Origin of the sequence: Streptomyces sp. NPDC006296 (genome assembly GCF_040613235.1) — a bacterium.
GTDB lineage: Bacteria > Actinomycetota > Actinomycetes > Streptomycetales > Streptomycetaceae > Streptomyces.
The window spans coordinates 92,426-104,764 of sequence record NZ_JBEXRT010000005.1 but is presented as its reverse complement, the minus strand read 5'-3'; the positions used below and the strand labels follow the sequence as shown (position 1 = coordinate 104,764).

The following is a 12,339-nucleotide window of genomic DNA, read 5'->3' as shown; positions in this document are numbered from 1 at the left end:
CCGCCGCCCGGCGCACCCCCGCCCGGGCCCCGGGGCTGCGCGGGGGTGCGCCGCGGAGGTCAGAAGTCGAAGGCCCGCGCGGTGTTGTCGTAGACGGCGGCGGCGAGGGAGTCCTCGTCGGTGTTCCGCACCTCCGCCATGGCGCGCAGCGTGACCGGGATCAGGTACGGCGCGTTGGGGCGGCCGCGGTACGGCGCGGGGGTGAGGAAGGGGGCGTCCGTCTCGACGAGCACGAGCGCGTCGGGGACGACGGCCAGCGCGTCCCGCAGCGGCTGCGCGTTCTTGAAGGTGACGTTGCCCGCGAAGGACATGAACCAGCCGGCCGCCGCGCAGATCCGGGCCATCTCGGCGTCCCCGGAGTAGCAGTGGAAGACGGTGCGCTCGGGGGCGCCCGCGTCGGCGAGGACGCGCAGCACGTCGGCGTGGGCCTCCCGGTCGTGGATGACCAGGGCCTTGCCGTGCCGTTTGGCGATCTCGATGTGCGCCCGGAAGGACTCCTCCTGGGCGGCCATGCCCTCGGGCCCCGTACGGAAGTGGTCCAGGCCGGTCTCGCCGACCGCGCGGACGTGGGGCAGGGCGGCCAGCGCGTCGATCTCGGCGAGCGCCTCGTCGAGTGCCGCCCTGCCGCCGGGCTCCCGCGCGCCCCGGCCCTCCGGGTCGCCGTGCACGATGCGGGGCGCCTCGTTGGGGTGCAGGGCGACGGAGGCGTGGACGGACGGGTGGGCGGCGGCGGTCTCGGCGGCCCAGCGCGAGCCCTTCACGTCGCAGCCCACCTGGACGACGGTGGTGACGTTGACGGCCGCGGCGCGGGCGAGGCCCTCGTCGACGGTTCCGTCCTGCATGTCCAGGTGGGTGTGCGAATCGGCGACCGGAACCCTGAGGGGTTCGGGGAGGGGCGGGGCTTCGGTACGGCTCATGTCCCCGACTCTACGAACAGCCCTCCCGTTTCCGCGAAGAGCCGTCCCGTTTCCACGGGGGCCCGCCCGGCGGCCCCCGTGGATCGGCGCGCGGCGTGCGGTGCGGTGCGCCGCGCGGCGGCCGGACCCGGGCACGGGCCCGCGCTCACCGCCGGTGGAAGGGGCGCAGCAGGTCGGACAGGTGCCAGTGGTGCTCCTCGGCCCCGGGCGCCCGCACCGCGGCGACGGCCATCTCCTCGCCCGGTGTCCCGTCACCGGGCTCGTCCGGGAGGGCGGTCTGCGGGGGCTGGAGCAGCCGCTGGACCGTGGAGACCCGGCCGGCCCGCATGATCCGTACGACGTGGCCGCCGCAGTTCTCGCAGGTGGGCGTGGACAGCGGGGAGGGCACGCGCCGCCCGTCCGCCTTGTAGACCACGAAGGCGTTGCCCGAGCCGTCGACGTGGTGCTCTATCGCGTAGGCCTGTTCCCAGCCGTGTCCGCACCGCATGCACGCGAAGGCGTACTCCTCGTGCACGGTGGGTGCTGCGATCTCACTCATGCCTGCTCCTCTTGTCCGATGGACAAGCACTCCGGACGAGCACTCCGGACGGTGCGTTCCACCCTCAAGTGGACGCCCTCGCCGACGGCGGCGCACCAGGCCTGCCGAGTGTTGGAACGCTTTTGGCCGATCCGTGGCCGAAGGGCCCGGATCGCGGCTCGGGCTTTACATTTCAGGCTAGTCCTTTGCCCTGTTCCTGGCCGGTCCGAGCCGCGTTCTTTGCCGCGACCACCGCATCGAAGACCTCCCGCTTGGGCAGCCCCGCCCCGGCGGCGACCGCCGCGATGGCCTCCTTGCGCCGCTCCCCCGCCTCCTCCCGCACCTGCACCCTGCGCACCAGCTCGGCGGCGTCGAGGCCCTCGTCGCCCGTGTCGGTGGCGCCCTCGACCACGACGGTGATCTCGCCGCGCACGCCCTCGGCGGCCCAGACCGCGAGATCGCCGAGGGGGCCGCGCTTGACCTCCTCGTACGTCTTGGTCAGCTCCCGGCAGACGGCGGCCCTGCGGTCCGCGCCGAACACCTCGGCCATCGCGGCCAGGGTGTCGTCCAGCCGGTGCGGGGCCTCGAAGAAGACCATCGTGCGGCGCTCGTCGGCGACCTCGCGCAGCTTGCCGAGCCGCTCGCCCGCCTTGCGCGGCAGGAAGCCCTCGAAGCAGAACCGGTCCACCGGCAGGGCGGACAGCGCGAGCGCGGTCAGCACGGCCGAGGGGCCGGGTACGGCGGTGACCCGGATGTCCTGCTCCACGGCGGCGGCGACGAGCCGGTAGCCGGGGTCGGAGACCGACGGCATGCCCGCGTCGGTGACGAGCAGGACGCGCGCGCCGCCGACAAGCGCCTCGACGAGCTCGGGGGTGCGGGCGGACTCGTTGCCCTCGAAGTAGGACACGACACGCCCCGTCGTGTGGATGCCCAGCGCCTGGGTGAGCCGGCGCAGCCGCCGGGTGTCCTCGGCGGCCACCACGTCGGCCGTCTCCAGCTCGGCGGCGAGCCGTGGCGGGGCGTCCGCCACGTCGCCGATGGGGGTCCCTGCGAGTACGAGCGTTCCAGTCGTTCCAGTCACATCGGCCATCCTCCCAGCACGGGCGGCGCCGTTCGCACAGATGCGTTCCCTACGATGGCGCGGTGACGAGTACTGCGCCCGAGGCCCGGCAGGGCGACGACGTCGGAGATCAGCCGCCCTCCTGGGAGCGGCGGCTGCGCCGCTTCGGCCATTCCCGACGGCCGGAGACGGGGCTGCGCGAGCGCCTGGTCCCGCCCTACACCCGCCCCGGCGACCGGTTCTGGAGCGTGCTCGCGGTGCCCCCGGCCCTCGCCGCGCGCCTGGTGCGCTGGTCCGCGTGGGGCGGTCCGCTGCTGGTCGCCCTGGTGGCCGGGGTGCTGCGGTTCTGGAACCTGGGCAGCCCGAAGGCGGTGATATTCGACGAGACGTACTACGCCAAGGACGCCTGGGCCCTGGTCAACCAGGGGTACGAGGGCTCCTGGCCCAAGGACGTCGACAAGCTGATCCTCAAGGACCCGTCCTCGGTGGACATCCCGGTGGACCCCGGCTACGTCGTCCATCCGCCGGCCGGCAAGTGGATCATCGGGTTCGGCGAGCAGCTGTTCGGCTTCACCCCGTTCGGCTGGCGCTTCATGGTGGCGCTGCTGGGCACGCTCTCGGTCCTGATGCTGTGCCGTATCGGGCGCCGTCTGTTCCGCTCGACGTTCCTTGGCTGCCTGGCTGGCACCCTGCTCGCGGTGGACGGGCTGCACTTCGTGATGAGCCGCACCGCGCTGCTCGACCTGGTGCTGATGTTCTTCGTCCTCGCGGCCTTCGGCTGTCTGCTGGCCGACCGGGACCGGTCCCGCGCCCGGCTGGCCGCGGCGCTCCCGGTCGACGAGGACGGGATCCTGCGTCCCGACGCCACCGTCGCGGAGACGCTGCGCCTGGGGTGGCGGCCGTGGCGGATCGCCGCGGGTCTGATGCTCGGGCTGGCCTTCGCCACGAAGTGGAACGGTCTCTACATCCTGGCCGCGTTCGCCGTGATGGCGGTGCTCTGGGACGTCGGCGCGCGGCGCACGGCGGGCGCGGTGCAGCCGTACCGGGCCGTGGTCCTCCGGGACCTGCTGCCCGCGTTCGTCTCCACCGTGCCGGTGGCCGTCGGCACGTACCTGGTCTCGTGGACCGGCTGGATCGTCACGGACAAGGGGTACTACCGCAACTGGGCGGCCACCGAGGGCAAGGGCGGCAGCTGGACCTGGCTGCCCGACTGGCTGCGCAGCCTGTGGCACTACGAGTACCAGGTCTACGAGTTCCACGTGGGCCTGACCTCCGGCCACACCTACCAGTCGAATCCGTGGAGCTGGATCGTGCTGGGCCGTCCCGTCTCGTACTTCTACGAGGAGCAGACGGGCTGTGTCACGTCGGCGACCGGCAAGTGCGCCCGTGAGGTGCTGGCGCTCGGCACCCCGCTGCTGTGGTGGGCGGCGTGCGTGGCGCTGCTGTACGTCCTGTGGCGCTGGTTCTTCCGCCGCGACTGGCGGGCAGGCGCGATCGCGTGCGGGGTGGCGGCCGGCTGGGTGCCCTGGTTCTTCTACCAGGAGCGGACGATCTTCCTGTTCTACGCGGTCGTGTTCGTGCCGTTCCTGTGCCTGGCGGTGACCATGATGATCGGCGCCCTCATCGGTCCGGCGGTCGGCACCGGTCCCGGGCAGCGTCCCGGGACGGCCGCCAGCGATCTGACGGGTGAGCGCAGACGCACGTCGGGCACGATCGCGGCGGGCGTCCTGGTGCTGCTGATCATCTGGAACTTCGTCTATTTCTGGCCCTTGTACACGGGCACGTCGATCCCGGACACGTCCTGGCGCGACCGGATGTGGCTGGACACCTGGGTGTAGCGCCGCCGGGGCCCGCGGGAGCTTCCCCGCGGGCCTCTTCGCGCATGGCCGAGAAAGCGCTCTCCGGCAGCGCGCACGGACGGTCCCGGTCCGGTAACGACCTCCTCGGAACCCGCCGGCGTCCCGTAAGGTGCCGACCTGGACACGGACTTGAACACGTTCAAGACCGTCACGGGAGGGGAACCGGAAGATGCGCGGTGGAGCGAAGGTCGCGACAGTCGGCGGCGTGTTCGTGCTGGTGGCCGGAGGGATCGGCTACGGCGCGTACGAGGTGCTGCTGGGGGGCGGCGGGACCGGCGGCACGCAGACCGCCGCCGCGTCCTCGGAGGTGAGAACCGGGCCGCCGGACGGGGCGGAGGTCCGGGAGACCGCCGAGGCCTTCCTCGGCGCCTGGGCGTCCGGCGACGCGGCGGGCGCGGCCCTCCTCACGAACGACGAGGCCGGCGCCGAACCGCTGCTGGCCGGTTACGCCTCGGACGCCCACGTCACGAAGGCGGTGATCACCCCGGGCCCGGCCGTCGGCACGAAGGTGCCGTACACGGTGAAGGCGACGGTGTCGTACGAGGGGCACACCAAGCCCTGGTCGTACTCCTCCGAGCTGACCGTGGTACGCGGTCTGACCAGCGGAAAGGCGCTGGTCGACTGGGAGCCCGCGGTGATCCATCCGCAGCTGGCCGCGGGGGCGGTGCTGCGGACCGGGGAGTCCTCGACGGCGGCGGTCGAGGCCGTCGACCACGACGGGAAGGTGCTCGACAAGGAGACGTACCCGTCGCTGGGCCCGATCCTGGACAGCCTGCACGAGAAGTACGGCGACGACGCGGGCGGGTCCCCGGGCATCGAGACCTGGATCGAGCCCGGGGACGGGTCCGCGGCGAACACCACCCTGCTGACGCTCGCGAAGGGGAAGCCGGGCACCCTGCGGACCACGCTCGACGCGGACGCCCAGGCGGCGGCGGAGAGGGCGGTCAAGCAGTTCAGCGGCGCCTCCGTGGTCGCGGTCAGGCCGTCCACCGGCGCGATACGCGCCGTCGCCAACAACCCGGCGACCGGCTTCAACGCCGCCATGCAGGGCACCCAGGCGCCCGGATCCACGCTGAAGATCGTGACCGCGGCGATGCTCCTGGAGAAGGGCCTGGTCACGGCGGACGGCCCGACGGAGTGTCCCGAGGAGGTGCTGTACCAGGGCCGGACGTTCCACAACCTGGACCGCTTCTCGCTCCCCGACTCCAGCAGCTTCACCACGAGCTTCGCGCGGTCCTGCAACACCGCCCTGATCAAGCTGATCGACGACACCCACGACGACTCCGCGCTGCCGAAGGAGGCCCGCGACGTCTTCGGGATCGGCCTCGACTGGAAGACCGGCATCACCTCCTACGACGGCAGCGTGCCGGACGAGACCGGCGGCGAGGCGGCGGCCCAGTACATCGGCCAGGGCACCGTCCAGATGAACGCGCTGAACATCGCCTCCATCACGGCGACCGCCCGCACCGGGACGTTCCGTCAGCCGGTGATCGTCCCGCAGTCCCTGGACGGCCGGCAGCTGGCGACCGCGTCCCGCTCGCTCCCGCAGAACGTCACCCGGCAGCTGAACGACATGATGCGGGCCACCGCCTCCTGGGGCACCGGCAAGGCGGCCATGGCCCCGGTCGGCGGCGACAAGGGCGCCAAGACGGGCTCCGCCGAGGTCGACGGACAGGGCACCTCCAACAGCTGGTTCACCGGCTTCAGCGACGACCTCGCGGCGGCGGCGGTCGTCCAGTCCGGCGGCCACGGCGGCGACGCGGCCGGCCCGGTGGTGGCGGCAGTCCTGCGCGCGGGCTCGTAGCGGGGAGACCGGCCCGCGGCCCCGCCGAGGGGTGCCGCGGGCCGGGCCCGGGTGCCGGGCCCGGATCACGCCTCCGGGACGGCCCGCTTTCCGCCGCCCCGTCCGCGCCGCCGGCGTGCGGCGATCGCCTCGGGGTCGATGTCCGGGCCGGACCGACGCTCCGCCGGGGGCGGGGCAACCAGCGCGCCCCCGGCGTCGGCGGCGGGAGGCCGTGGCCCGGCGCGGGGCCGGTTCAGTAGCGTGCGGGGTATGAGCACTTCCGACGCCACCCCCGCCACCACCACGTCCGAGGCCCACCCCCGGTTCGCCGAGGCCCTGCGGGACCTGGGCCTCGACGTCGAGGTACGCCGGTTCCCGGACGCCACCCGCACCGCGGTCGAGGCCGCCGCTGCGGTGGGCTGCGCACTGAGCCAGATCGTCAAGTCCCTGATCTTCGAGGCGGACGGCGTGCCCGTCCTGGTCCTGATGGACGGCTCCTCGCGGGTGGACCTGGATCTGGTGCGCGCCGAGCTGGGCGCCGCGAAGGTCACCCGGGCGCGGGCCGACCTGGTCCGCGAGACCACCGGTTACGCGATCGGCGGGGTGCCGCCCTTCGGCCACCGCACGCAGACCCGGGTGCTGGCCGACCGGGGGCTGCTCGGCCACGCCGAGGTGTGGGCGGCGGCAGGCCATCCGCACGCCGTCTTCCGGATCGGCCCGGCCGCCCTGGTCGAGCTCGCGGGCGGCACTCTCGTGGACGTGCGTGAGCGGACCGCGTGACCCCGCCGGTGGTGGCGGCCGCGCCGGACCCCACCACCGGACACACGCGCCGGGACGCCCCCGCCCGCACGGCCCTTGAGCCGTCGCCGCGCTTCCTCCCGGTCACGGCCGGCGGGGCGCCGGCCGGAGCGGCGCCCGTCCGCCGGGTGCGCCGTCACGGCACGTCCCGCGCACCGGAGGCCCGTCCCCGCGTCAGCTCCGCCCGGTGACCTCGCGGGCCTCGGCCGCCTTCGCCGCGTGCGCCTCCTTCAGCTTCTCCAGTTCGGCCGATCCGTCCGCGATCATGTCCTTCTGGACCGCCGTCTCCACGGAGAACCACGTCTGGAGGAGCCGGACTTCGGCCTTGCACTCCATGTCCGCCCGCGCGGTCTCGACCTCGCGCTCGGTCACGGGCTTGTCCAGGAAGCGCTCGTCGCCGAGGGCCGCCATCGGATCGGAGTAGGTGTACCCGCGGTCGGCCATGCAGCCGGACCACCGGCGGACGGCCTCGCGCACCCGGGAGTCCTGGGTGGCCTGCTGGTAGCTGCGCCGCGCGATCCCGCTCGCGGTCTCCGCGCCCGCGCGGTACCGGTGGTCCTCGTCCAGGGAGTCGGCGGCCTCGCCCCGGCACCCGCGCGGAGGTACGTCCAGCGACGGGTCGGCTGTCCCCTCGATACCCGCGGACCGGCCGTAGAGGGCGACGAGCGTGGGCGCGTCGAGGCCCTTGTTCGGGTTGAACGAGGCCTTCGGCGGCAGGTGGTAGCCGTAGCGGGCGGCGTCCTCGGCGCTCGACAGCCCGTACCTGCGGTCCGAGGCCCTGGACGCCTCGGGCGCCTGCACGGCCGTGTAAGGAATGCCCAGCCGTTTCATGCACCGCTCGGTGAGCACGTCCTCCGCGGCACCGATGTCCGCGTTCTGCGCCTCGGTGTAGGAATATGCGGCGATGGGCAGCCGGAAGGTGAAGTCCGCGCTGTCGCTGCCGTCAGCCGCCGCGGTGGCACCCGGCGTCGATGCATTTACAGGCCCGCTTTTCGGATCCTTTTCGTCCGGTCCGGTCGTCCCGGAACAGCCCGCGAGGCCGAGAGAGAGCATGAGCACCGCCGCGGTGATGCCAGAGAGGGGAAGAGTTCTTCTTTTCACCGGATGAGCGCCGATCCAGAGGTGCGGGGCCGAAAAGGAACAGAGGAGCGGGTGCATTCCGGGCCGTTCCCGGTGCCGCCGTGCGGACACCGGGTCGGGCGCACCGTCGGACCGGTCAGAACTTGTAGCAGCTGGACGCGCTGTAGTCGAACTTGAACGACGCGTTGTTGTTGTACGTGTTGCGCAGCTGATCGGCGATCGCGTAGTACGTCAGGGTGTCGCAGGCCCCGCCGTAGTTGCTGTTGAAGAAGATCGTGGTGCTGCTGCTCGCGTCGTTGATGGCCGCCGCCGCGTTGTTCTTGACGGTCAGCCCCTTTCCGGCACCGGAGGTCAGGAAGGTGTAGTTGGCGAAGTTGGAGACGTTGCTGCCGTAGAAATAGGTGCTGGAGCCCTGCCTGTTGCTGTTGTAGAAAATCCGCAGACAACCGGTGCCCGAACTCAGATCACAGGATGACCCCGCGGCCGCATTCGCCGTCGGGGCCGCCACCAGAAGTGTGGCGGCGGTCAGCGGGACAGAAAGTGCGGCAACGATACGGGCGCGCGAAAAAACCATGATGAACCCCCCAGTTGACATGGGTAATTACTTCATAATTCTAACGATCAGTCAGGTGGCGCCGCAAGCGTTTTCCCCACGGTGGGGGCCGGACGCCCGGCCCCTCCGGTGCGACCGCGGCCGGCCGTCCGGGGCGAGCGTGGCGGACCGTCCGGGGCGAGCGTGACGGGAGCCGCCGCTCCCCCGCTACCGGGTTCCGGACTCCCCCGTCATCGCCCTGCGGAAGCCGGTGTTGACGGCGAGGAGGCCGCCGTCGACCCGCAGCGTGGTGCCGGTGATCCACTGCGCGTCCCGGGAGGCGAGGAAGGCCACCGCGGACGCGATGTCGTCGGGCTCGCCGATCCGGCCGAGCGGGTAGAGGGCGCCGGCGCGCTCCAGTTCGGCGTCGCGGCCCGCCCACGCGTCGGTGCGGACGGTGCCGGGGGCCACCAGGTTGACCCGGACCCCGCGCGGTCCCGCGTGGCCGGCGAGCGTGCGGGTCAGGCTGGCCAGGCCCGCCTTCGCGGCGCTGTAGGCGTGTCCGCCGAAGTCCTGTTCGCCGTTGACCGAACCGATGTTGACGACGGCCCCCCGGCCGGAGGCGACCAGGTGCGGCAGTGCGGCACGGGAGCAGCGGTAGGGGCCGTTCAGGGTGATGTCGAGGGTGCGGGCCCAGGGTTCGTCGGCCTCGTCCTCGAAGAGCGGGGCGTCGTCGTGGTTGGTGTAGGCGTTGTTGACCAGGACGTCCAGCCGGCCGAAGGCGTCGACCGCGTGGTCCACCGCCGCCTCGACCGCCGCCCGGTCGCCCACGTCGCAGGCCAGGGATCCGGCGGTGCCGCCCGCCCCGCGTATCGCGGCCGCCGTGCGCTCGGCGCGCCCGCCGTCCAGGTCGGTGACCAGGACGGCGGCGCCCTCGGAGGCGAGCCGGCGGGCGGTGGCCGCCCCGATGCCCTGTCCCGCGCCCGTGAGGAGCGCGGCGTACCCGTCGAAGCGAGGAGGAGTCATAGCGCCGACCGTACTGCCCTGACCAGGGCCTGGGCACGGGGGTCGGCGGTGACTCCCTTCTGCAGGCCGTTCGTCACGTAGCCGAGCGCGACGCCCGCCTCGGGGTCGGCGAAGCCCAGCGAGCCGCCGCGGCCGGGGTGCCCGAACGAGCCGGGGCCCAGCAGCGGGGCGGACGGTCCGTGCAGCATGTAGCCCAGCCCGAAACGGGTGTTGACGACGAGCACCCGGTCCGGTCCCGCGGACTCCTCGGTGCGGGCCAGGGTGAGGGTGGCGGGGGCGAACAGCCGCTGGCCGTCGACCTCGCCGATCATCGCGGCGTAGCAGCGGGCGAGGCCGCGGGCGGTGGCGACCCCGTTGGACGCGGGGAGTTCGGCCGCGCGGTAGCCGGGGTCGTTCTCGTCGGGGAACGGGTCGATCGCTCCGAAGGCGCGCCGGGTGAGCGAGGCCGGGTCGCCGTAGGCCTCGACGACGGACCGCTTGGGGCGGGTGCGCAGGGCACCGCCGCCGCCCCCGGCCGGAGGGGGCTCGACGGGGGCGATCCGGCCGATCCGGTGCGCCTCGTCGTGCGGGAGCCCGAACCAGAAGTCCAGGCCGAGCGGGCGCGCGATCTCCTCGGCGATCCAGCGGCCGATGGTCCGCCCGGTGACCCGGCGCACCAGTTCGCCGACGAGCCAGCTGTAGGTCTGGGCGTGGTACCCGTGGTCGGTGCCGGGCTCCCACTGGGGCCGCTGGGCGGCGACGGCCCTCGGTCCCGACACCTGGTCGGCGGCCTCCGCGGGCGTCAGCGGGGTGTCGAGGGCGGCCAGGCCCGCGCGGTGGGCGAGGAGGTGGCGCACGAGGACGCGCTCCTTGCCGTTCGCCTTGAAGTCCGGCCAGTACGTGCCGACGGGGGCGTCGAGGTCCACCTGTCCGCGCTGGTGCAGCAGCAGCGGCACGGCCGCCGCGACGCCCTTCCCGGCCGAGCGGACGATCTGCACGGTGTCCACGGCCCAGGGTTCGGCGCCGTCGACGTCGCGCGTCCCGGCCCACAGGTCCACGACCTTGCGGCCGTGCCGGTAGACCGCGACGGCCGCTCCCCGTTCGCCGCGCTGTTCGAAGTTACGGACGAATGCGTCCCGTACCGCCTCGAATCCCGGTGCCACCGTGCCTCGTACGTCCACGCCTGCTCCCGCGCTCCCGCTCATCCCCCCATGGTGCATCGCGCCCCGGGGGGAACGGGTGCCGGGTCACCCCCTGTTCACGTACGCGGCACGGACACGGAACGCGGGTCGAAGCCGAAGGGCAGCTCCAGCCGGTGCCGTCGCATGACCTCCTCGTCGCACAGCAGGTCCTGGGTCCGGTCGTCGGCGGTGATCACACCGTCGCCGAGGATGACGGCGCGCGGGCAGAGTTCGAGTGCGTACGGCAGGTCGTGGGTGACCATGAGCACGGTGACGTCCAGGGACCGCAGGATGTCGGCGAGTTCGCGCCGGGAGGCCGGGTCCAGGTTGGAGGAGGGCTCGTCCAGGACGAGGATCTCGGGCTCCATGGCGAGGACGGTGGCGACGGCGACGCGGCGGCGCTGGCCGAAGGAGAGGTGGTGCGGCGGCCGCGCCGCGAACTCCCGCATGCCGACCCGCTCCAGGGCGGTCATGACCCGCTCCTCCAGCTCGGGGCCGCGCAGCCCCGCCGCGGCGGGGCCGAAGGCGACGTCCTCGCGGACGGTCGGCATGAAGAGCTGGTCGTCGGGGTCCTGGAAGACGATGCCGACGCGGCGCCTGATCTCCGCCAGGTTCTCCTTGCGGACCGGCAGTCCGGCGACCCGGACGGTGCCGGCGCCCGCGTCGAGGATGCCGTTGAGGTGGAGGACGAGGGTGGTCTTGCCCGCGCCGTTGGGGCCGAGGAGCGCGACGCGTTCCCCGCGGGCCACGGTCAGGTCGACGCCGAAGAGGGCCTGGTGGCCGTCGGGGTAGGCGTAGGCGAGGCCGCTGACCTCGAGGGACGGCACGGGGGCGGTGGGCAGGCTCATACGGTCCATCCCAGCAGACACACGACGAGGGCGAGCACGGGGAGGGCCGCCGCGTGCGCCCACTGGGTGCGGGTGGCGGTCACCTCGTCGATCACCGGCATGGCGCCGGTGTAGCCGCGGCTGACCATCGCCAGGTGGACGCGCTCCCCGCGCTCGTAGGACCGGATGAACAGGGCGCCCGCCGTCCTGGCGAGGACGCCCCAGTGCCGTACGCCGCGCGCCTCGAAGCCGCGGGAGCGCCGGGCGACCGACATCCGGCGCAGTTCGTCGGTGACGACGTCCCCGTAGCGGATCATGAAGGACGCGATCTGGACGAGCAGCGACGGCATCCGCAGCCGCTGGAGGCCGAGCAGCAGGGCGCGCAGTTCGGTGGTGGAGGCCAGGACGACCGAGGCGGCCACACCGAGGGTGCCCTTGGCGAGGACGTTCCAGGCGCCCCAGAGTCCGGGGACGCTGAGGTGGACGCCGAGAAGCTCGGTCTGCTCGCCCGGTACGACGAACGGCATGAGCAGCGCGAACGCGACGAACGGCACCTCGATGACCAGGCGTTTCAGCAGGAACCCGGGCGGGATCCGGGCGGCTGCGGCGACGCCGGCGAGCAGGGCGGCGTACAGCGCGAACGCCCAGACCGCCTCGCGCGGGGTGGAGACGACGACCACGACGAAGCAGAGGACGGCGGCGAGCTTGCAGTGCGGCGGGAGGGCGTGGACGGGTGAGTGCCCGTGCCGGTAGAGCGTGTGCGCGTGGCCGGCGCCCATG

12 protein-coding genes are annotated in these 12,339 nt (G+C 73.2%); 3 read left to right on the top strand and 9 right to left on the bottom strand.

The genetic code is table 11. The features are described 5' to 3' along the window. Positions 1 to 59: 59 nt before the first annotated feature. The 3 genes from ABZ172_RS05430 to rsmI form a co-directional block, all read right to left on the bottom strand. Entirely contained in the window at positions 60 to 917 is an 858-nt protein-coding gene (locus ABZ172_RS05430; RefSeq protein ID WP_356880461.1) for a TatD family hydrolase, read from the bottom strand. A gap of 145 nt (positions 918 to 1,062) precedes the next feature. After that, a complete protein-coding gene (locus tag ABZ172_RS05425) occupies positions 1,063 to 1,455 on the bottom strand; it encodes a hypothetical protein (protein ID WP_356880459.1) in 393 nt (130 codons plus the stop codon). Positions 1,456 to 1,627: 172 nt separating this feature from the next. Beyond that, complete coding sequence (gene rsmI, locus ABZ172_RS05420; RefSeq protein WP_356880457.1) at positions 1,628 to 2,524, bottom strand: 16S rRNA (cytidine(1402)-2'-O)-methyltransferase; 897 nt, start codon at positions 2,522 to 2,524, stop codon at positions 1,628 to 1,630. A 53-nt stretch (positions 2,525 to 2,577) separates the two neighbouring features. On the opposite strand from rsmI, the gene ABZ172_RS05415 reads away from it, so the two are divergent. From ABZ172_RS05415 to ABZ172_RS05405, 3 genes are all read left to right on the top strand, one after another. Next, positions 2,578 to 4,332 carry a phospholipid carrier-dependent glycosyltransferase gene (locus tag ABZ172_RS05415; protein ID WP_356880455.1) on the top strand — a complete coding sequence of 585 codons (1,755 nt, stop codon included), beginning with the start codon at positions 2,578 to 2,580 and terminating at the stop codon, positions 4,330 to 4,332. 190 nt (positions 4,333 to 4,522) lie between these two features. Then, entirely contained in the window at positions 4,523 to 6,157 is a 1,635-nt protein-coding gene (locus ABZ172_RS05410) for a penicillin-binding transpeptidase domain-containing protein (RefSeq protein ID WP_356880453.1), read from the top strand. Between the two features lie 249 nt (positions 6,158 to 6,406). Then, entirely contained in the window at positions 6,407 to 6,916 is a 510-nt protein-coding gene (locus ABZ172_RS05405; RefSeq protein WP_356880451.1) for a YbaK/EbsC family protein, read from the top strand. Positions 6,917 to 7,108: 192 nt separating this feature from the next. On the opposite strand, the gene ABZ172_RS05400 is transcribed toward ABZ172_RS05405, so the two are convergent. From ABZ172_RS05400 to cbiQ, 6 genes are all read right to left on the bottom strand, one after another. Beyond that, positions 7,109 to 7,987, bottom strand: a complete 879-nt coding sequence (locus ABZ172_RS05400) for a hypothetical protein (RefSeq protein WP_356880628.1) — start codon at positions 7,985 to 7,987, stop codon at positions 7,109 to 7,111. 163 nt (positions 7,988 to 8,150) lie between these two features. Next, positions 8,151 to 8,588 (bottom strand): hypothetical protein, encoded by a 438-nt coding sequence (locus ABZ172_RS05395; protein WP_356880449.1) that lies wholly within the window; start codon positions 8,586 to 8,588, stop codon positions 8,151 to 8,153. Between the two features lie 186 nt (positions 8,589 to 8,774). Next, a complete protein-coding gene (locus ABZ172_RS05390) occupies positions 8,775 to 9,572 on the bottom strand; it encodes an SDR family NAD(P)-dependent oxidoreductase (protein ID WP_356880447.1) in 798 nt (265 codons plus the stop codon). Then, positions 9,569 to 10,732, bottom strand: a complete 1,164-nt coding sequence (locus ABZ172_RS05385) for a serine hydrolase domain-containing protein (RefSeq protein ID WP_356880626.1) — start codon at positions 10,730 to 10,732, stop codon at positions 9,569 to 9,571. The genes ABZ172_RS05390 and ABZ172_RS05385 overlap by 4 nt, the downstream gene beginning before the upstream one ends. Positions 10,733 to 10,809: 77 nt before the next feature. After that, positions 10,810 to 11,580 carry an ABC transporter ATP-binding protein gene (locus tag ABZ172_RS05380; protein ID WP_356880445.1) on the bottom strand — a complete coding sequence of 257 codons (771 nt, stop codon included), beginning with the start codon at positions 11,578 to 11,580 and terminating at the stop codon, positions 10,810 to 10,812. Beyond that, positions 11,577 to 12,338, bottom strand: coding sequence for a cobalt ECF transporter T component CbiQ (gene cbiQ / locus ABZ172_RS05375; protein WP_356880443.1), 762 nt, complete (start codon positions 12,336 to 12,338; stop codon positions 11,577 to 11,579). Before cbiQ ends, ABZ172_RS05380 begins: the two co-directional genes overlap by 4 nt. Position 12,339 lies beyond the last annotated feature (1 nt).